The organism is Maribacter aquimaris, from assembly GCF_014596745.1.
Classification (GTDB): domain Bacteria; phylum Bacteroidota; class Bacteroidia; order Flavobacteriales; family Flavobacteriaceae; genus Maribacter_A; species Maribacter_A aquimaris.
Window position 1 is genome coordinate 160,700 of record NZ_JABTCF010000009.1, and the last position, 22,055, is coordinate 182,754.

The 22,055-nt window shown below is 41.4% G+C and carries 17 protein-coding genes; 5 read left to right on the forward strand and 12 right to left on the reverse strand.

Translation table 11 applies throughout. The features are described from left to right. A complete protein-coding gene (locus HPE56_RS14355) occupies positions 1-1,665 on the forward strand; it encodes a tetratricopeptide repeat protein (RefSeq protein WP_188244448.1) in 1,665 nt (554 codons plus the stop codon). A 164-nt stretch (positions 1,666-1,829) separates the two neighbouring features. Beyond that, entirely contained in the window at positions 1,830-2,477 is a 648-nt protein-coding gene (locus HPE56_RS14360) for an SCO family protein (protein ID WP_188244449.1), read from the forward strand. Between the two features lie 10 nt (positions 2,478-2,487). Here HPE56_RS14360 and HPE56_RS14365 read toward each other — a convergent pair whose 3' ends face one another. Both HPE56_RS14365 and mnmA read right to left on the reverse strand, forming a co-directional pair. Further along, positions 2,488-3,429 carry an NAD(P)H-dependent flavin oxidoreductase gene (locus HPE56_RS14365; protein WP_188244450.1) on the reverse strand — a complete coding sequence of 314 codons (942 nt, stop codon included), beginning with the start codon at positions 3,427-3,429 and terminating at the stop codon, positions 2,488-2,490. Between the two features lie 51 nt (positions 3,430-3,480). Further along, positions 3,481-4,671, reverse strand: coding sequence for a tRNA 2-thiouridine(34) synthase MnmA (mnmA, locus tag HPE56_RS14370; protein WP_188244451.1), 1,191 nt, complete (start codon positions 4,669-4,671; stop codon positions 3,481-3,483). A gap of 199 nt (positions 4,672-4,870) precedes the next feature. Between mnmA and HPE56_RS14375 the strand changes: the two genes are divergently transcribed. Continuing rightward, a complete protein-coding gene (locus tag HPE56_RS14375; RefSeq protein ID WP_188244452.1) occupies positions 4,871-6,778 on the forward strand; it encodes a fasciclin domain-containing protein in 1,908 nt (635 codons plus the stop codon). 572 nt (positions 6,779-7,350) lie between these two features. On the opposite strand, the gene yidC is transcribed toward HPE56_RS14375, so the two are convergent. From yidC to guaA, 7 genes are all read right to left on the reverse strand, one after another. After that, positions 7,351-9,213: a membrane protein insertase YidC gene (gene yidC, locus HPE56_RS14380; RefSeq protein ID WP_188244453.1), complete on the reverse strand. Its 1,863-nt coding sequence runs from the start codon at positions 9,211-9,213 to the stop codon at positions 7,351-7,353. Between the two features lie 115 nt (positions 9,214-9,328). Beyond that, positions 9,329-10,966 (reverse strand): CTP synthase, encoded by a 1,638-nt coding sequence (locus HPE56_RS14385; RefSeq protein WP_188244454.1) that lies wholly within the window; start codon positions 10,964-10,966, stop codon positions 9,329-9,331. A gap of 63 nt (positions 10,967-11,029) precedes the next feature. Then, positions 11,030-11,263: a DUF3820 family protein gene (locus HPE56_RS14390; protein WP_109649738.1), complete on the reverse strand. Its 234-nt coding sequence runs from the start codon at positions 11,261-11,263 to the stop codon at positions 11,030-11,032. An 85-nt stretch (positions 11,264-11,348) separates the two neighbouring features. After that, positions 11,349-11,843, reverse strand: coding sequence for a DUF922 domain-containing protein (locus tag HPE56_RS14395; protein ID WP_317173212.1), 495 nt, complete (start codon positions 11,841-11,843; stop codon positions 11,349-11,351). 17 nt (positions 11,844-11,860) lie between these two features. After that, entirely contained in the window at positions 11,861-12,265 is a 405-nt protein-coding gene (locus HPE56_RS14400; protein ID WP_188244455.1) for an OsmC family protein, read from the reverse strand. A gap of 2 nt (positions 12,266-12,267) precedes the next feature. Next, on the reverse strand, positions 12,268-14,460 hold the full coding sequence (locus HPE56_RS14405) for a LysM peptidoglycan-binding domain-containing protein (RefSeq protein ID WP_223170321.1): 2,193 nt from the start codon (positions 14,458-14,460) through the stop codon (positions 12,268-12,270). A gap of 2 nt (positions 14,461-14,462) precedes the next feature. After that, the gene (gene guaA, locus HPE56_RS14410; RefSeq protein WP_188244457.1) at positions 14,463-15,995 is read right to left on the reverse strand and encodes a glutamine-hydrolyzing GMP synthase; all 1,533 of its coding nucleotides are present in this window, start codon (positions 15,993-15,995) and stop codon (positions 14,463-14,465) included. A gap of 371 nt (positions 15,996-16,366) precedes the next feature. On the opposite strand from guaA, the gene HPE56_RS14415 reads away from it, so the two are divergent. Together HPE56_RS14415 and HPE56_RS14420 are read left to right on the forward strand one after the other, a co-directional pair. Continuing rightward, entirely contained in the window at positions 16,367-16,747 is a 381-nt protein-coding gene (locus HPE56_RS14415; RefSeq protein WP_188244458.1) for a hypothetical protein, read from the forward strand. Positions 16,748-17,060: 313 nt separating this feature from the next. Continuing rightward, positions 17,061-17,603, forward strand: a complete 543-nt coding sequence (locus HPE56_RS14420) for a pyridoxamine 5'-phosphate oxidase family protein (RefSeq protein WP_188244459.1) — start codon at positions 17,061-17,063, stop codon at positions 17,601-17,603. 8 nt (positions 17,604-17,611) lie between these two features. Here HPE56_RS14420 and HPE56_RS14425 read toward each other — a convergent pair whose 3' ends face one another. Genes HPE56_RS14425 through bshC form a run of 3 tightly spaced genes read right to left on the reverse strand, consistent with a single transcriptional unit; the run spans position 17,612 to position 22,013 of the window. After that, positions 17,612-18,982, reverse strand: a complete 1,371-nt coding sequence (locus tag HPE56_RS14425) for a pyridoxal phosphate-dependent decarboxylase family protein (RefSeq protein ID WP_188244460.1) — start codon at positions 18,980-18,982, stop codon at positions 17,612-17,614. A 17-nt stretch (positions 18,983-18,999) separates the two neighbouring features. After that, on the reverse strand, positions 19,000-20,406 hold the full coding sequence (locus HPE56_RS14430) for an ArnT family glycosyltransferase (protein ID WP_188244461.1): 1,407 nt from the start codon (positions 20,404-20,406) through the stop codon (positions 19,000-19,002). A gap of 2 nt (positions 20,407-20,408) precedes the next feature. Continuing rightward, positions 20,409-22,013 (reverse strand): bacillithiol biosynthesis cysteine-adding enzyme BshC, encoded by a 1,605-nt coding sequence (gene bshC, locus HPE56_RS14435; RefSeq protein ID WP_188244462.1) that lies wholly within the window; start codon positions 22,011-22,013, stop codon positions 20,409-20,411. Positions 22,014-22,055: the final 42 nt, after the last annotated feature.

Below are 22,055 nucleotides of genomic sequence, written 5' to 3' on the forward strand. Positions count from 1 at the left end.
ATGGAAATTTTCCTCAAATACTCGTTAATACTTGTGTTGTGCTTCATTTTAGGGTGCAAAAACAAATCAGCGCCAGATTTAGCTTCCTTGGATCTGATTAGAGGCGACCTTCAGCTATGTGGAAATGGCGAATTCGGCGATGTTAGTTTTTCGGAATCCTGCAGTTATGAGACTAAGGCAACCTTTAATCTGGCGATCGCCCTGTTACATTCCTTTGAATATATTGAGGCTGAAAAAGCGTTTGTTCAAGTTATTGACCAAGACCCGGAATGTGCAATGGCCTATTGGGGTGTGGCCATGAGTATTTATCACGGATTGTGGGCACCACCCCCAAACGAAATTCTCATAAAGGGAAGCCGCTTATTGAATGTTGCGAAAAAACTATCCAAATCAACAAAGGCCGAGCAGTATTTGGCAGCCATCGGTGCGTTTTATGAAGATTGGGAAACCGTCGACAACCAGACCAGAAAAAACCGCTATGCACAAAAAATGAAGGAAATGTACCAAGCCAATCCCGATGATACTGAAATAGCCGTTTTCTATGCCTTGGCCCTTCGGGCATCGGCAGTACCAACTGACAAGACCTACAAAATACAGCGGGAAGCAGGTAAAATATTGGAAGTTTTGTTTGAAAAAGAACCCAATCATCCAGGAATAGCCCATTATATCATTCATTCGTATGATTACCCAGAACTTGCCGAATTAGGCTTACAAACCGCCAGAAGATATGCCGAAATAGCCCCTAATTCCGCACATGCCCAACATATGCCTTCGCATATCTTTACGCGTTTGGGACTTTGGGAAGAATCAATACATACCAATATCAAATCAGCTGCATCTGCCGTATGTTATGCTGAGAGTACTGCCCCAGGATCGCATTGGGAAGGGGAAGTACACGCGATGGGATACCTTGTTTATTCATATCTGCAAATTGGGGACAATACCAACGCCCAGGAACTGTACACTTATTTAAAATCGTTTAAGGAGGTTTTTCCGGTCAATTTGAGTATTGCATATACCGCTACCGCGATACCCGCCCGCATTGCCATGGAGAATAAAAATTGGGAGGCCGCAGCTACTCTTGAGTTACCCAAAAACCTTGGATTACACTGGGAATCGTTCCCATGGCAAAAAGCCAATCTGCACTTCACCCGTGCGATGGGTGCCATACATACCGAAGACCTGAAGGCCGCTGAAATTGAATTGAATACCTTAAGATCCTTCCAAGAAGCCCTGATAGCATTGGATGAAGGGTACAAAGCCAATAAGGTTCGTATTCAGATTAAAATGGCGGAAGCTTGGCTGGCATTCGCAAATGGAAATGAAGAAGAAGCCATATCATCAATGGAAATGGCTGTTGCTATGGAGGGTAAAACCTCTAAGCATCCCGTAACCCCGGGTGAAATCGTACCGGCCGATGAATTATTGGGCGATCTGTACTTGGCTTTAAATAAACCGATTGAAGCCTTGACAGCCTATGAATTGAATTTAAAAATTCATCCGAATAGATTCAATGGGGTATATGGCGCAGCCGTTGCCGCCAAACAATGTGGCAATCAAAAAAAGGCCACATACTATTTTAAACAACTGATCGAAATGACCAAAAACTCGAACAGTGATCGACCTGAGCTCGAAGAGGCGTTAAAATTCATACAATCATCTTAAAATTATATGGTAAAAGAACGTATTTGATTGCTAAAAGCGATAGTAAAGTAGGGTTTAGATACAGCTTGGGAACAAATAAACAGTATTATTAAAACCAGTGCAATGAATCCATAAGCATAAAAACCAACTGGCGCGTAGTTGTTGCCAAAAACCAAATGTTACACATGGGTAAAAAAATACTCCTATCGATTTTCTTGGCTGTATGTGTAGTGATTGCAATTTATTATTTTGGTTGTAACCAGAATAACAAATTGCCTGTTTACAATCCCGCTGATTTCAACCCCAAATTAGTGGATGCGACTTTACGCCATATAGTAAAGGAACATACGGTTTCCGATTTCAATCTTATCAATCAGAATGGACTGACGATCACACAAAAAAATTACGAAAACAAGATTTATGTGACCGATTTCTTTTTTACCAGATGTCCAAGCATTTGCCCTATCATGTCGAACCATATGGAGCAATTGCAAGAAATATTTCTGGAGGAAGATGATGTTATGTTCCTATCACTATCAGTTACACCAAAATTGGATAGTGTACCTATATTAAAGGAATATGCCAAAAAACATGGAGTCCAGGATCATAAATGGAATATTACCACCGGAAATAAAAAACACATTTATAACCTAGCCCGTAAGAGCTATTTTGCCGTTGTAGAACAGGGTGATGGAGGCCTTCAGGATTTTATCCATACCCCAAACTTCATTTTGATCGATAAAGAAAAACGAATTCGAGGAGTATATAATGGCACCCAAGAGGAAGAAATTGAACGTATTGCAATCGATATTAAAAAGCTTCTCAAAGAATAAGGCAATGCATCTAGAGTAGGTTAACCTTATTTTTTGCTTCCTCGAATTCCCCGACCAACTCAGCGACGATTTCATCTGCGGGTTTTATTCCATGGATCAAGGCCGATACCTGACCAATTTCCAATTCACCTTCCTCCATATCCCCTTCAAACATTCCTTTTTTGGCCCTTGCCCTACCTAACAGTACTTTCAATTGCTCTTTGGTTGCCCCATCTTCGTATGCCTTCTGTACATCGTGGTAGAATTTATTCTTGATCAGTCGTACCGGTGTCAATTCCTTAAGGGTGAGTTGGGTATCACCTTCCCCGGCATCAACCACGCGTTGCTTGAATAATTCATGGGATGACGCCTCATCACTAGCGACGAAACGGCTTCCTATCTGTACCCCATCGGCCCCCAATACCATTGCCGCCAACATGGCCCTACCCGTAGCAATACCGCCAGCGGCAATAAGTGGAATGTTTATTTTTTCCCGTACGGCAGGTATTAGTACCAGTGTGGTGGTCTCATCCCTTCCGTTATGACCCCCAGCTTCAAAACCTTCGGCAACAATGGCATCTACCCCAGCCTCTTGTGCCTTAAGAGCAAATTTGACACTGCTGACCACATGTACCACGGTTATCCCATGGGATTTCAAGTGTGCTGTCCATGTTTTGGGGTTTCCTGCGGCCGTAAAAACGATCTTGACCCCCATCTCAATGATGAGTGCCATGAGCTTATCAACATCAGGATACAACATGGGAATATTCACCCCAAAAGGTCGATCGGTTGCTTTCTGGCATTTTTGAATATGTTCCCGTAAAACATCAGGATACATACTTCCTGCCCCAATAAGTCCTAAACCACCCGCATTGGAAACGGCAGAAGCCAAACGCCAACCACTGGCCCAAACCATACCGGCCTGAATAATGGGATATTTAATTCCGAAAAGCTGTGTAATGCTATTTTCCATATTGATACTGTATATTCAAGACTGCCGACTTCGACCGAGTCACAAGATAAATTAAGATATTACCCCCGAGCCCAACAATTCATCCCCTACATACCAGGCCACGAATTGTCCTTCGGTAATGGCGGATTGCTTGTCCTCAAAATCCACATAAAGCCCACTATCTACCTTATAGAGCATTGCTTTTTGCAAAGGTTGGCGATAACGTATTCTTGCCATAACCTCCATCGTCCCGCCATCTTTCAATGCCAAATCCGTTCGTATCCAATGTAATTCATCATTGGACACAAATAAGGTTCTACGGTACAATCCAGGATGTGATTTCCCCTGACCGGTATAAATAACATTGGCCACCACATCGGTTTCTATGACATACAACGGTTCCTTGGTTCCCCCTACGTCCAACCCTTTTCGTTGTCCCTTGGTAAAATAATGTGCGCCTTGATGTTCCCCTACCACTTTACCATCTTCAACCGTATAGACAGGTTTTTTGGAAAAATAGGCCAACTCATCCTCTTTGGTACAGAAATCAGGAATCTGCTGTTGATATGGCCCATAGGTATCCGCTACCTCAACAATAACGCCTTTTTTGGGTTTTAGTTTCTGCTGCAAAAAATCGGGCAATCGAACCTTACCGATAAAGCAAAGTCCTTGGGAATCTTTCTTATCCGCTGTGATCAAACCATTCTCCGCAGCAATTTTACGTACTTCAGGCTTTGTCAGTTCCCCTATCGGAAACAATGTATTTGATAATTGTTCTTGGGAAAGTTGGCATAAAAAATAGGACTGGTCCTTATTACCATCCAATCCTGATAAGAGCTGAAAGGTATCTTCCCCGTTTTCATTTGTGAACGAACCCTTTCGACAATAATGCCCGGTAGCGACATAATCGGCCCCCAATTGCATCGCGATCTTCATAAAAACGTCGAATTTGATTTCACGGTTACAAAGAACATCGGGATTTGGGGTCCTCCCTTTCTCGTATTCGTCGAACATATAATCCACAATACGTTCCTTGTATTCCTCACTCAAATCAACCGTTTGAAAAGGAATACCCAATTTTTCAGCAACGATCAAGGCATCGTTACTATCCTCCAACCATGGACATTCTTCAGAAATGGTAACGGAATCATCGTGCCAATTCTTCATAAATAGGCCAATAACCTCATACCCTTGCTCCTTTAAAAGATAGGCAGCCACACTTGAATCCACTCCACCAGAAAGTCCTATTACTACTTTTTCCATAGTTATTAAAAAAGACTACAAAAATACGAATTTAGGGCTTGCACTTCCAAAATCATGGTTCATCCTTCTTCGATATAAAACATATTTTGTTAAACTTTTTACAATTTTAATTAAACAAAACAGAATCTTTTGTATTATTGTTTAACTTTTAAATAAATACCTTAAACAATATTAATCATAACCTTTAAAACTTCTAGAGATGAAAACAAAAATCCTTAATCGATTCTTTATGTTGCTGATGGCAACATTCGTACTATCCTGTTCCGATGATGATGACAATGGTCCTGACCAAATGGAAGCTGACCCAATGATGATTGAATTGAACATTGTTGAAACTGCCCAAGACACAGAAAGTGTCAGTATTCTTGTAGCTGCATTGGCAAAAGCTGATGAAAGTGCTTCCAACGACCTGATTACCACCCTTAGTGATGAAACAACGAATTTCACTGTATTGGCCCCTACAAATGATGCTTTCGCTGATTTACTAGCACGTTTGGATGGTTTTGACTCCCTCGATGACTTCAATACGGAACAATTACAAAACCTCTTGGCAACTGTTCTGACATACCACGTAGTGGGCGGTGCAGCAGTAGCTTCCAGTGCCTTGACCGAAGGACAGGTTATTACTACGGTTCAAGGAGAAGACCTTACTGTAAGTTTAAGTGGAGGTGTCTATTTTATGGATGCTGCCGGTGAAACGGCCCAAGTCACCTTGGCTGACGTGGAAACCACCAATGGAATCATCCATCTAATCGATAAGATTCTCTTGCCCCAGGCTGCTATTGATGCCTTGAGCGACGTGTTACTATCATCGATTACCGATTTGGCAATTGCGACTCCTACCTTAAGTAATCTGGTAGCCGCCTTACAAGCCGCAGACGGGGATCTACCTGCTGTACTGGCCGGTGAAGGACCTTTTACGGTTTTCGCCCCAACGGATGATGCCTTCGCAACCTTCCTTTCTGACAATGGTTTTGCTAGTTTAAGTGATGTTCCGGTTGATATCTTGACCCAAGTTTTATTGAATCATGTGATCAGTGGGGCTATTTACTCCACCGATTTAACCGCAGGTTATATTTCTACACTTTCCACTGCAGGAGTAGGAGGAAATAATTTGAGTATGCTGGTAGACCTCTCTGATGGAGTTACTCTAAATGGGAATTCCTCTGTCTCAGCCGCTGATGCTAAAGCTCTGAACGGAGTCGTACATATTGTGGATGCTGTTATTGGCCTTCCTAATATCGTAGATCATGCTGTGGCAAATTCAGATTTAAGTGAACTTGTTGGCGCATTGACTGCTGATGGCAACACTACCTTCACAACGTTGCTTTCTGATACTGAAACTGATTTTACCGTTTTTGCTCCTGTAAATGCCGCTTTTACCGCATTTATGAATCCTAACACCAATGACTTGAACACTATATTATCCAATCATGTCATTGCAGGTGCTGCCGCATTCTCTAGTGGATTAACGAATTCTTATGTTACTACTGCGGCAACAAATGCCGACGGTGACAATATAAGTATGTACATCAATACCGATGATGGGGTTACCATTAATGGGGTAAGTACTGTTGCTGCCGCCGATATTGTTGCAACCAATGGTGTTATCCATGCCGTCGATGCGGTAATAGACCTACCCACTGTCGTTACTTTTGCTGTTGCAGACCCTAATTTCTCAACGCTCGTAAGTGCTTTGACAGAATTAACCCCGGCAACGGATTTCGCTGGAATCCTTTCAAGAGCTGAAGGAGGAAATACTGACGGAATAAATCCGGACTTCACAGTGTTCGCACCAACAAACGCAGCATTTGAAGCCTTGGCTGAAATTCCCGGGGAAGACGTATTGACGCAAGTATTATTGCATCATGTGGTCGCCGGCGCCAATGTAAGGTCCACAGACCTCACTGCAGACGGAGATACTATGGCTACAACCTTAGAGGGGGATAGTATGACCATAACACTTCCTGGTACGGGAGACCATAAAGCAGATGTAACCGATGGCGCAGGAAATTCTGATATCGGAATCATTGCTGTGGATGTACAAGCCAATAACGGTGTAATCCATGTCTTGAATAAAGTCATGTTGCCCGATACAATGAACTAAACAAGCTATCTTGTAATTAGGAAAAGCCGTTCATCACGGCTTTTCCTTCTTTAGGCTATTAAAAACAAACATTCAAGTTCAATATTTATGGTCTCCAAAAATTGAATATTTTCATAACGGTCATATCAAATTGAAAGAAAAGTATAATACAATGGCCGTTAGGTCAAAGATCTAAATTTCACAAAAGCTATGATAGCTTTAATTCCATTAGTCAGGTAGTATTTTTTATTTGTGATTGATTATTGGTTATTTCAAAACTTCCTCGTTTTAAATTTGAACATACTTCAAGTTTGGACTTGGAAGTTTTTTTATGGCGTATTGAGCTTCAAAGGAACCAATCAAATCAACAAACAACACCACAAGATCCTTTAACATACAAAACTGGACGCTTTACAACTTTTTATTCTGTAAACTAGTAATATGCTCCATATTTGTAATCCCAAATCTTACCAAACTAAATCAATTGAATGCTAAAAGCCCCGACGTAATGTCAGGGCTTTTTGTTTTTGGTCTATTATCCATCCCTTTATCGACAGGGAAGTTGTATTGCAGCGATTATTTTGAATCAACAGTTATCTTTTACCTGTTTTTTTCTGTTCTTCAGCCTGCTCCATCATTTCACGCATCTTACGCTGAAATTTATTCTCCTTTTTAGGCTTGGTTTTATTCACTTGTATTTGTGCGTGTATTTTATTATCGTCCAGTATGAATTTCTTAATGACCATCATGATACCTATGGTAATCAAATTCGATACAAAATAATACAAACTCAAACCACTCGCATAGTTGTTAAAGAAGAACAACATCATAAACGGCATTAAGTACATGATAAATTTCATGTTGGGCATTCCCGGTTGTTGCGGCATATTCTGCCCTGTGGTCATCATCATATAAAAGAAGATGGCAATAGAGGCTAAAATAGGGAACAAACTTATATGGTCTCCATAAAAAGGAATTGAGAAACCTTCCGGGAATTGATAAATCGTATCAAAGGAAGAAAGGTCATCTGCCCATAGGAATGACTTTTGACGCAATGCGAAAGATGTTGGGAAGAACATGAACAGTGCATAGAATATCGGCATTTGCAAGAATGCAGGCACACAACCGCTCATAGGACTAACCCCAGCCTTATTATAAAGCTTCATAGTCTCTTGTTGCTTTTTCATGGCATTGTCCTTATACTTTTCACCCAGTTCGGTAATCTCAGGTTTAAGTACTTTCATTTTAGCCTGTGACAAATACGACTTGTACGTTACCGGTGACATGGCCAAACGAACCAAAATGGTCATTATCACAATGGCAATCCCATAAGGGAAGTACGTGCTTAGGAACGAATAAAAAGGCGTAAATACATACCTATTGATCCATCCGAATATTCCCCAACCAAAAGGAATGGAATCCTCAAGACCCAATTCCTCATAATGTTTTAAGACATCAACATCGGTAGGTCCGTAGTACCAATGCATGTTTTGGGAAAGTTCCCCCCCATTTACCTCCAAGGGCACCTTGGCACCAAAGACCTTGGTAAAACCGAATGTTCTACTTTCTTCCTCGACCAAGTTCTGGGAAGACAATTCGGCTTTTTTAAAGTGCTCTTCAGTGGCTAGGATGGAACTAAAGAAATGTTGACGGTACGATAACCATTTTACATCAGTTTCAGTCTCTTCATCATCCTTCCCTTCAGAGAGTTTACTGATTTTACCATCTTCATGGCTATACGTCAGTCGTGTATATCGGTTTTCATATTGAATACTTTTCGAATGGCGGATCCCGTTTAATTTCCATTCCAATTGAACAGGCTTACTGCTATTGATAATCCCATTCAATCCTTGGGAACGAATCGTGAAATCGACCAAATAATCATTCGGTTTCATTTCATAGCGATACTCCAAATATTTGTCGGGCCCAACCTTGGCTTTCATCGAGAGCACTTGGTTTTCACCATTATTACCCATCGATGGTTCAAAATAAAGATCCCTCGTATTGAGTGCGCGATTATCGGATGTTGTAAAATTCAATCCAAACGAAGCGTTGCCATCCTTAACCAAATATACCGGAACGGAATCAAAGGTGACGAAATTTCGCATTTTGGCCTCTACAATCGCTCCTCCTTTATTGTCTATCTTGAGGGTAACCAATTCATTCTCCAAAGTGGTAACACCTTCTGTAGGGGTGGTATATCCAAAGGCACCAATCGCACCTTTATAATTGGCAATAGCGGTGGAATCCTGAAGATTTATGGCTAGGGGAGCCTCTTCCTCCGTCATTAATGGTGTTTCTTCTTCCTTTTCTTGGGCTGCTACCTGTTCCTGCTTTGCTTTTTGGGCTGCTAGTTCTTCGGGAGTCGGCCTGTTTTGGTAAAACATAAAAATAAGTATCCCAAAAATCAGCACAAAGCCTATAATAGAATTAATATCTAACTTCTTTTCTTCCATTTAATTATTTATCAATATTATAATATGTAAATAGTATCCCATATGCCACTATAACCCTAAACGCTTACTCCATAAAGAATTAGTCAGTCAGCAAATATATGCCCAAATGTGCAGTTTATGCCATACTGGCATTACTTTGTTCTTTTTTGTGATTTAATGCCGCTTTGACCAATCCTACAAATAAAGGATGTGGATTTGCAACGGTACTTTTATATTCTGGGTGGTATTGCACCCCAATAAACCAAGGATGGTCGGCCAATTCAACGATTTCTACCAAACCAGTCTCCTTGTTGATCCCTGAAGTTATCAACCCTGCATTTTCCAATTGTTCCTTATACTTGTTATTAAACTCATAACGGTGGCGATGGCGTTCGGAAATATCGGTAGCCCCATGATAAACCTTTTGTACCAAGGTCCCATCTATCAAATGACAATCCCAGGCCCCCAATCGCATAGTACCTCCTTTATTGGTAATGGTCTTCTGTTCTTCCATAAGACTAATAACCGGGTGTGGAGTACTTCCATCCATTTCGGTAGAATTGGCATTTTCCAACCCCAATACATTACGGGCAAATTCTATCACTGCCATTTGCATACCCAAACAGATTCCCAAAAATGGAATATTATTTTCACGGGCATAGCGAACAGCTTCTATCTTACCTTCGATACCCCGTTCCCCAAATCCCGGAGCAACCAAAATACCGTCAAGTCCTTGTAATATTTTCCCATTGGTTTTCTTCGAAATATGTTCCGAATGGATAAATCGCACATTGACCCGCACCTCGTTACTTGCCCCAGCATGTATAAACGATTCCAATATGGACTTATACGAATCCTGAAGTTCTACATATTTACCGACCAAACCAATGGTCACTTCATGTTTGGGATTCTTATGACGGCGTAAAAACTGATCCCACTGCTTTAAATCGGGTGGGGTGGTATCGGACAATGCCAATTTTTTCAATGTCACGGTATCCAAGCCTTCTTGTTGCATCAGGATCGGCACATCATAGATGGTAGAGGCATCAATGGATTGAATGACCGCCTCACGTCGTACGTTGCAAAACAGCGCCAATTTGTTCTTTATTTCATCAGATAACTCGTGCTCTGTCCTACAGACCAGAATATCCGCTTTGATTCCACTCTCCATCAAAGTTTTGACAGAGTGCTGGGTTGGCTTGGTTTTCAATTCCCCCGCTGCTGAAAGATAAGGGACCAAGGTAAGGTGGATAACGATGGCATTATTATCACCCAATTCCCATAACAATTGACGAACAGCTTCTATGTAAGGTAAAGATTCAATATCCCCAACGGTACCCCCGATTTCAGTGATTACGATATCATATTCACCACTTTTGCCTAAAATCTGAACCCTTTCCTTGATTTCATTGGTGATATGTGGAACAACCTGAACGGTCTTGCCCAAGAACTCTCCCCGGCGCTCCTTTTCAATGACACTTTGGTAGATCCTACCGGTGGTTACATTATTCGCCTGTGAGGTCTTAACATTCAGAAAACGTTCGTAATGCCCAAGATCCAGGTCGGTCTCGGCCCCATCATCGGTCACATAACACTCGCCATGCTCATACGGATTCAGGGTTCCCGGATCAACATTGATATAAGGGTCTAATTTTTGAATGGTTGTTTTGTAACCCCTCGCTTGAAGTAATTTAGCCAAGGATGCGGCAATAATCCCTTTTCCAAGGGAGGAAGTAACCCCACCGGTTACAAAAATATATTTGGTTTGTGACATGAAGCGTTCGATTGTGTTCGTAACGCAGGCAAAAATACAAATTGCAATAAGAAATCGCAGGGATTACTTGGGAAATTCTTTCTGAATTTTACGAACCAAGGGTTCCAATCCGTTGATTTTGATCTCTAACATAGATCTCATCAAATCCCCAAGCTTCCCATCAGGAAACCCTTTTTGATGAAACCACACCAAATAAGGCTCTGGCAAATCCAACAAATAGCGATTTTTAAACTTCCCTATAGGCATCCTATAATGGGCAAGCTCAATAAGTTTTTTATAATCCGGTTTAACCTCCATGGCATAAAACTAAATGAATTAATATTAAAGACATCCCATACATCGATACGAAAACCAAATCCTGGTGTAACCAGAGGTTGTGGACTCAGTTTTTCAATTCCTCCCTTACCTTGTTTTCCCACAAGGATTGTTGTACGCTATCCCTGGAAAAATTCGTCTGTATATCATAAAGATCCTGATATGCATCAAGCTCTTCAAGAATTTCCCGATATATCGATTTTACCTCAGCCTTTACATTATGGGTGAAATCGGCGGCTTCCAATCGTTCCCTCATCTTTTGGGCATACAATTCCGATATATCAAAATGAAGCTGTTCATGTCCCAAAATAAAAGCATCGCACAAATGAGGCTGGTACCATGATTTATTGGGATAGAAAAGTGTTGTTACCTTAAAATCGATTTCCATACCAACTTTAGTGCCCTGGGTTGAAAATTGATAAGTGATGCCACTGGCCGTGACAGCAGCGGCGCGATTATTTTCCGGGACCTCCCCTTTAAAATCTTCCCATACTAGTTTACGCACAGGACTCCATGCAATGGTTTCATACTCCTGGGCACGACCAATACCCATGGCTATCACAAATAACAAAAAATAATTTAAAGTACCCAATTGAAGGAAATCACTTTTTCAATTTCAGGATGCAAGCTATGCAGTACCGGGCAGGTTCTGGCCGTATTTTCCAAAATCTTACGTTGTTTATCCGAAAACTTGGAAGGCACACTTAGAGCTACCTCAATCTTGCAAATCCTTCGGGGATCCGCAGCCATATGTTTGGTTACCTCCGCTGTCGCATCGACCAAATCCATATCCATATCCCTCGCTTTGATGCCCATCATGGTCAACATGCAACTCGCCAAGCCTGTCGCCACCGTATCGGTAGGTGAAAATGCCTTTCCCAACCCATTATTGTCCACTGGGGCATCCGTGATAAAAGAATCCCCCGAACGCAAATGAACGCATGTGGTTCGCAAATTTCCCGTATAGGTTACTTTTGATGTCATATCTAATCTGTTATTTGGACTACCCTCAAGTTATCTATGGTCATAATATAGGAGGCTTGGTTAAAATAGCCGGAACTCGAATCCTTTTCATAAGAGAACTTATTGCCTGTATATTCAGTTTCCCCAATGATTTTGGACACATCCATTAAATTGTTCTTGTATGCCAATTTCAAAAGCAAGTCATAGGTCAGATCAAAACCGCGAACCGCATAACGGTCCGGCGCATCGCCGAAGCGCTTATTATAAGCCTCTACAAATGCGCTATTCGCTACTTCACGATAAACCGATGGATAAGTAAAATTTAGGTTTGATAAGTGGGTACTTGATATGATGTCATTATCGAATGCCTTGTTCTTATTGGTGGTGAACATACGAACTTTCACCTTTTCCTTACTCACCTCTGGATTTAACAATGTGGCCTCAAATGAATTTAATATGGAAACCACACTTGCAATCAACTTGAAATTATCAGTCTCGACAAAAACCCAATTTTCTACTTCCTCGGACATCATCGAAGCTAATTTGTCCCTGTTGATGCCAATATTCTTTTTCTCCTCTTTAACCTCCAAAATTTTGGCGCCGGGAAATCTTTTCTGGATCATGGCTTTGGCCAATTGACTCTTTTCATCGGCAATGACGATAATATTCTCATTCGTCAATTTATCCTCGACATACGCTAATATTTTGTCGCGCAATACACTGTCCGAGGTATACGAAAAGAACACATTACCCAGACTCAAATCACTTTCGGCAGGTATAGGGGCTATGACAGGTACTTTGTTCTGGGCAGCCCTTACCGCAACCTCCTTTAAAGAAGCAAGGTCCAATGGCCCAATGATTGCACTGGCATCAGCTAAATTATCCTTTGATAGAATTTCCTTTGTTTTGGAAAGGTCCAATTGGTTGTCATACGTTTCTACATCAACCGAAATACCAAGTTTGGCGACCGAATCAATAGCCATCAAAGCCCCAGAATAAAGTCCTAAACTATATTTCAGGCTATTTCTATTCTCAATGATTTCCCGTACCTCTTCCTTGTTCTTTAGGTTTAAACGATCAAGACGGAAAGGCAACATGAATACCAATTTTGGGCGATTCATTGGATTGATACTATCCAAAAGGTCGATTTTGTCTAAAACCAAGGAATTCCGTACTTCAAAATCACCCGCTTGGTCCTTAGGCAATTTCAACACCATTCCCGCTTTTAACCCATCCTTTAAATCAGGATTCAATTTCAAAAGCTCTATATAGGTAATACCCAATTTCCGGGTCAATGAAAATTCGGTTTGCTTCGGCTTAACCTCATAAAAAATAAAATTATCCGTATTGACTTCCCCTGGATCTGACTTTTGCTCAGGAATTCGAATAACCATTCCCTCTTTTAACCCACCGCGTTCCGCTATCTCTGGATTCAACCGAACAATTTCATCCGATTTCACATTGAACTGTTTCTCCAAACGGTAAAAATTCATTTTCGGGGGTACCGTATAGGAAAGGTACAATTGGGTCTCTTGCCCCTTGATGGTACTTCCCAAAAGTTTGGGCATTTTAAGCTCCTGCCCTTCAGATAAATGATCGGTCATCTTCGATAGTCCAGGGTTCAATACCAACAGACTATCGATGGTAATACCATATTTATGGGCTATACTCCAACGGGTTTCCTTTGGTGCTACGGTATACACTTCATAATCATCCTCATTGATTGCATTATCCTCCGGCTTTACCCTCCTGTATTTGGGGATTTTTATTTTCATTCCCTTTTTAAGTTGGGAAGAGTATAATTCAGAATTGTATCTTTTTATATCATCTTCGGTAATATGATACCGTTGCGATATACCGTATAACGTTTCCCGCTTTCTAACCTTATGGGTCGTAAAACCAATAGGTTCTGCTTGTACCGGTTCTTCCTTTTTGAATAGGCTTACCGATTCTTTTTCACCGGTCGCAATAGCATCCTGGGCAGCCTTGGCCCCTACGGGAATCACCAAAATGGTATTCGGTTTTATAGTCCCACCCTGTTGGATTTCCTTATTGTAGGATAAAATAGTGGACGGGGCAACCTTATACTGTTTGGAGATACTTTCCAATGTCTCCCCCTTTTTTACCGCATGGGTAGTGAACTTTTGGGCCATTGCATTGCTACCTATAAAAATAAAGAGAAGCAATACAATACTGTTCTTGAAAAATTGACTCATAACTATTCCCATTCTATAGTAGCGGGCGGTTTAGAACTAATATCATAAACCACTCTATTTACACCCGGTACTTTATTAATTATTTCATTAGATGTTTTCTGTAAAAACTCGTAAGGCAAATCTACCCAATCGGCAGTCATACCATCGGTACTTTCAACAGCACGCAAAGCTACACATTTTTCATAGGTTCTTTCATCCCCCATTACCCCTACACTATTTACGGGTAAAAGCATGGCTCCGGCCTGCCAAACCTTATCATAAAGTCCCCATTCCCTTAATCCATCGATAAAAATCGCATCAACTTCTTGTAAAATGGCGACTTTTTCACGGGTAATATCCCCTAATATACGAATGGCCAAACCAGGACCAGGAAACGGGTGACGGCCCAATCGATCACCGGAGATCTTCATACTCGCCCCCACTCTTCGAACTTCATCCTTAAATAACATTTTTAAGGGCTCAACAACTTTCAATTTCATAAAATCGGGTAATCCCCCAACATTATGGTGACTCTTTATCGTTGCCGAAGGCCCCCCTGTCACCGATACGGATTCAATCACATCAGGATATATTGTGCCTTGTGCCAACCACTTTGCATCTTTGACCAAATGGGCTTCATCATCAAAAACATCGATAAAAACCTTACCTATGATCTTCCGTTTTCCCTCGGGGTCACTTTCCCCTGCCAATGCATCCAAAAAGCGTGCCGAAGCATCAACACCCTTTACATTAAGCCCCATATCCTCGTACTGATCAAGAACCTCTTGGAATTCATTTTTACGCAACAAACCATTGTTCACGAAAATACAATGCAGGTTTTTCCCAATGGCCTTATGCAACAACACGGCAGCCACGGTTGAATCCACTCCCCCCGATAATCCTAGGATCACTTTGTCAGTACCCACTTTCTCCCTCAATTGTGAAACGGTTGTTTCAACGAAAGCATCCGGGGTCCAAGTCTGCTCCAAGCCGGCAATATGCACGAGAAAGTTTTGCAATATTATCTTCCCTTGGCTTGTGTGATATACTTCTGGATGGAATTGGATTGCATATGTATCCTCTCCGTCTATTCTATATGCTGCATTTTTAACATCCGCGGTATTGGCCAACACTACGGCATTCTCCGGCAAATCCTGAATAGTATCACTATGGCTCATCCAAACCTGGGAACCGCCAATGATACCATAAAAGAAAGGTTCATCGCTTTTAATATTTGTCAAACGGGCACGACCATACTCCCTTGTATTGGAAGGTTCTACCTTACCCCCGTTGAAATGGGCCAAATATTGGGCTCCATAACAAACCCCAAGCAACGGTATCTTTCCTTTGATCTTTGAGAGATCGGGATGCGGAGCATCCTCGGAACGCACAGAAAAGGGCGAACCTGAAAGAATTACGGCCTTATAGGAAGACATATCCTCAGGCACTTTATTGTATGGTTTTATTTCACAGAAAATATTCAGTTCCCTAACCCTTCTAGCGATGAGTTGCGTATACTGGGAACCAAAATCGAGTATTAGGACGTTATTTTGCATGGGCAAAAATAGTAAAATGCAAATTTTGTGAAAGGGTCTTAACAGGATATTTATGCAAGAATTACAAAACTTATAAACAGATACCGCTAATTAGTCCCCTTAATAAGCCCTCTTTATCGTCTTCAGCACGAAAAAGCAACAACAATCCATTCAGAAGGTCCATGGAAAACGTATGGTTTTTAATGATTAACCCAAAGGGATTCTAAGCAAAATTCCTTATATTTATAGTACATATGAGCCCTTTGGCAATACGGCCTTACATGAGTATAATGGTTTTGAATTGATGCTGCTGAACACCTCAAAAGGCCTTTAAGGTGAACCTGCTATGCAAAAACGAGGATAAACTAAATATAAATGTAAAACCAAATAGTATGCAGACAGAAGCCGTATATTCAAGCGACCTTACCTTTAATTTGGAAATCTGGAAAAGGGAATTGAAGTTCCATTTGTCCGAATTGGATATGTTTCAAAAAAAATTGGAGGAAATTGCCGGTAGGGAAGACCATGGACAGTCCTCATTAGATTTGGAGAACTTTCAGAATAGAATCTTGATCGAACGTGATGCCATCGGCAAGCTCTTACACCGTTGTCGTGCCAAATTGGGCAATCTACATAGCGCCGATCATTACAAAAATATTGACGGACAGGTGCAATACGAAAAACGTCCGTTATATGATGACCTAAAGCATTACATCAAATTACATTATGATTTTAAGGAAGATATCATGGAATTCTTTCTGAAGTGGTTGTAATATTGAGTTCCACTGCAACCATCGCTATAAAAATAAAAAAGCCTCAACCCTACATCGAGGCTTTCCAAATCAAAAAACCAACTTAGCACATGAACGAATTGATTATTTAACTAAATTTTCCAATTCATAGCAATTTATTTATATAACAACCTACTTCACAAATACCCTACCCTTTTAAATAAAAAATCTTCCTTACCTAAAAAGAACAGGGACAACAAACGCGTATAAAAGGCAATATAAAACCCAAGTATTCTATTTTAATTGGCGAATTTACAGGGTCTTTTTTTATCTTTATGATTGTAAGCACAATCCCATGGAGAGCAGTTTTGACGAAATAAAATCGGAATTAAAAAATGGTGCCAAGGAAAGGAAACATCCTTTCCATTATTTCACCATTGCCACCTTGGGCGTAGACAAGTTCGCCCGCTTAAGGTTGGTGGCCCTTAGAAATGTTTCCAACGATCTGAAATTGACCTTTTTCACGGATAAACGCTCCAAAAAGGTATTACACATCAAAGAAAATCCGAGGGTCAGTCTATTATTCTATCATCCCCAGAAACTCCTTCAATTGCGTATAGAAGCCATGGCCAGTATTAATTCGGATCAATTCCAAATTCGAGAAACCTGGGAAACCATAGGCAGCGAAGCCCGTAAAGACTATATCACCACCGAAGCGCCAGGGACTACGATTAGCCACCCTAGCTCTTTGGAATATTTGAAGGAAGGTGATTATTTTTCCATTGTGGATATTGAACCTTTTCGGATAGAATGCCTTAAACTCAATACTAAGGGGCACACAAAAATCAAGTTTTCCAAAAGTGACCAAGGTTGGTATAACGAATATCTCGTACCCTAGGGTATTTTTCACTCCATGGATTGCAAAATGGCAACGATATCCTCGATGCTCGTATCCGGGTTGATAAAGCAAAACCGAGCTACGGTTTCAGGCACACCTTTGGTCGTCCATTTTGTAGGGGTCACCAAGGCAAAACCATCCTCATGATTCTTGTACGTCCATTTTCTATAATCATCGGGTGACCACCCTTTTCGTCTAAAAAGTACACAGGACAGACTAGGTTCACGGACCAGTTCCAAATCATTATGATCTTCGATGAGTTCACCGGCCAAGTTTGCCAGTTTTATCCCCTCTTCTACAGCCCATTTGTATTTATCAGTGCCATGCATGGCCAAGGAAAACCATAAAGGCAATCCCCGCACCCTTCGAGTCAATTGAATCTGATAATCGGCCGGGTTGAAGCCTCGGGCACCTTCATCCTTGAAAATCTCCAAATAAGAACCTTCTTGGGCATGTGCCTCTTTGGCCAATTCTGGATTTTTATAAATGACCGCACCGCAATCATATGGCGAAAAGAGCCATTTATGGGGGTCAATGGTTATACTATCCGCTTTTTCGATACCACGGAACAAATGACTTACAGAATCGACCACCAAAGCTCCCCCGCCATAGGCGGCATCTACATGAAACCAAAGGTTTTCCTGGGAACACACCTGGGCAACACCCTCCAAATCATCGATAATACCTGCATTCGTAGTCCCACCGGTCGCCACTACGGCAAACAGTCGTTTACGTTGACCCGCATCCAATCCAGCGATTTTCTCCTTCAACATATCCGCAGTCATAAAATCCTCGGTCTCTACCAAAAGCACATCGGCATCAATAACTTTGGCCATGGCCTTTATTGATGAGTGGGCCCCTTCCGAGGTAATTACCAAGGCTTTTCTATTACGGTTATCAGGGTTTTTACGCCAATTCTCCCTTGCCGTTACCATGGCCGATAGATTGGCCGCCGTTCCCCCACTGGTAAAGACCCCGAAAGCCCCTTTTGGCAATCCCGTAAGGGACACCAACCATTTCATAGCTTCGTTCTCACAAAAAATACCCCCAGCGCCTTCCATCCAATAGGCCCCATGGATACTCGAAGCCGAGGTCACCAAATCGAACATGATCGCCGCCCTTGTGGGAGCCGCCGGAACAAAGGCCAAATGTCTGGGGTGATCGATAGGCACGGTCGCCTTGACCAATACATCCCTAAATAGACTAAAGGCATATTCACCCCCGATACCCTTGGGTGTTATGGTCTCACCAACCAATTCACGAAGCTCTTCCTCTTTTTTGGGCTTGCCTAATTCGGGTGTGGTTTTTGTAATTCGATTAATGGCGTATTTCATGACATCCAATGTCATTTCAACCACTTCAATATCAATGTTATGCATTAAGTACGATTTTAAATCTATTTTATTGAACGAGAATCCTTATCCCCTTCAAACGTTACTATAAATATGGTATTCCGTTCTTTTCCAAAATCAGGAATACTATCCAGCACTCTTTTGTATTTTAACAATCCCCTTTCCAAAACGACCTCAACACCATCAAAATTCACCATTTTTGATTTGGGCAAGGAAAAATCATCCTTGGCGAATACTTCCCTTTTGGGGTCGAGCAATCTTATATTGCCTGCGTAGGTAACATCCGGGAGCATCCACTTCTTCTCCCCATAATCTTTCTGCAACACATCGTATAAAGGTTCAAAACCAAAATGCACCGAAGACCGAATACCCAATACCTTTTCCGCTGGAGTCCGCAGTACTTGCAAACCGACGACGGTAAGAAAAATGACAAATCCGTAAGTTGACCATTTTCTGACTGAGTTGAACCCAAGAGAACGAACAAGCAACACCATAAATGGCAACACTAATGGCAATAACCAACGCTCCTCTATTTTTTGAACGTCCATAACAACAAAAAACAGCATCAACACCGTGATCTGGGTCATGGCTAGTTTTGCAAACCAATCAAGTTTCAGCCTTTCGAATCGGACTTTCCTTAGGACGTACGCCAATGTGACCACCACTACCAAAGGAGCGATCATTCCAATCAAATTCAAAAGTAAGGAAAACAACGGACCTATAACGAATATGCCATTTTCAGATTGATTTTCTGTTTTCAGACGGATACTTTCACGAAGCTCCGTTAGAAACCCTTCAGGACCAAAAAGCCAATACCCATGGGGAAAAAACAATACGGCTGCCACCAACAAGGTCACAACCATCTTCTTATTGAAAATAATCCGTCGTATGGAGGCATCAAAAAACAATGTTAAGCCCAAAGCGGCCAAAAAGAACACATAATTATATTTGGACATGGCACCAATGCCCACGACAAGACCAAAGAGCACATAATTCCCCCATGTTTTTTGATAGATCAATCGTTGTACAATTAAATAGGAAGCGATTATAGCCGCACATAGCAATGAAGTATGGGATAATCTTCGAAATGTAAAATCGATGAAAACAGGAACCAAGACCAACCCCATTATGGCCAATTCCGCCTTTTTCCCATCCTTGATCATTTTACGTGCAAATTGCCACAACAAGAATAATATACATGCAAAAATGAGCCCCCGAAACATGGAAAATGAAACCTTCTGACTACCAAACACCTGGTTTACCCCATATTGCAACCAAGTATAAAGCGGCGGTTGATCGTCATAGCCCCAACGTAACCATTGTGAATAATAGGCCTGTTCCGCATCTTCCAGTTCCAACGCAGCCTTAAAAAAGGTAATACCTGTTATCGCAAAAAAGGAAAGTAAGGAAAGAAGGTTGATCCTATGTAATGAAATCTTCCCCAACACCATATCTAATCAGCGGTTCGTATGGTAAACTCGAGTTTTAAGGGGTCCAATGTTTCGAACAGCATGGGTATCAACACTTCCCCATATTCAAGATACAATTCTGAGAAATTGAGATTTCTTTCCTGTAGCGATTGTCCCGGGAACAGTTCGTTCTGTATTTGGGTCATCCGTTCAACATGGTCTTTCAATTTACGCTTTTGGGCTTTAAGCAAACGGGCCTCCAAGGCATCCAATCCCTTTAATTGCTTTACTTCCTGGGCCTTAACCGCTCCCAAGAAAGAAGCATCGGTCTGGGAGGCAATATCATATAGGGCCTTGAATTGTTCTTTCAATAACTTCCTCTGAGGGGAAAAATCAATATTGATATTTGAGATTTCCCTGATTTTCTTATTGATGAGTTGGTTTCGTCTTAAAAAGAGATCTTTCACGGACAGATTCATATTATCCAATTTCCGTTGTTGTTTCCCCGTTAGGACAAGTGCTGAATTCCTTGGCAATAGAATGGGGAAAGTAATCCCCACAGCCTCAAAATTGGCTTTCAATTCGAGCCAATAGGCCAGTTCGCCCCCACCTCCGATATAGCACAGATTGGGAAGAATGATCTCTTGATATAACGGTCGGGCGATCACATTGGGTGAAAATCGTTCAGGATGGGTATTGAGTTCTTCCAATAATGCTTCCTTGCTAAACCGGATATCGGTATTATTCACTTGAAATCCATCCTTTGCCTCAACAATACGTTCCCGAATCGCATCCTTTATATAAAAATAATTGATTTCCCTGGGATTGACCTGAATATTATAAGAATCGGTAAGCTGTCTTAATTGGGAAATGGTATCGGTAACCTTGTCAAACGAAACCCTATCGAATATATCCTTTTTGGCATAGGGAACCAATAATTTTTTCAAGCTTTTATCATCCCCATCGACAATTACAAGTCCGTATGACCCAAAAAGCCCATTGGCGAGATACCGGGTTGCCGCTGCCAAGGTAGCATGTTCCAGATACGCCTTTTTAAAAAGATCTTTTAAGGCATCCGCATTTACGCCTCCCCCCAATTCATTGGCAAAGGTTTCGTACATCCCTTCCAAACCGTCTGTATTGAGTCGGCCTACCGCTCCGGAAGCATCCCTGTTCCACTGTATTTTTTTATTCTTGAAATTAAAGTAATTGATTTCCTCAAAATCATGGTCCTCGGTAGCCATCCAATAAATCGGCACAAAATTAAACCTAGGATATTTCTTCTTTAAGGCTTTGGTCAGATTAATGGTCGATATTATCTTATATAGGAAATAGAGGGGGCCCGTAAATAAATTCAATTGATGGCCTGTAACAATGGTATACGTTATGGGTTCCTTGAGTTGTATTAAATTATCCTTGGTTTCCCTGGAAATAGCAACCCCCTTATATTGTTCTTGGAGGGCATCAAAAAGTATCGCCCGATTATCCTCCGGGTAATTGGCCAACTTTTCTTCAAGTTGCCCTTTGAAATTTTCGATATTCGGATATCGATTATAGAAAGACCTCAGGTCTTCCTTATCATCAATATAATCGCATATTAAATCTGAAAAATATCCGGTATCCTTAAAGGGTAAACAGTCAATATCCATATAAACATCAAAAATTGGGGTAAAGATAAAACACTTGGATTT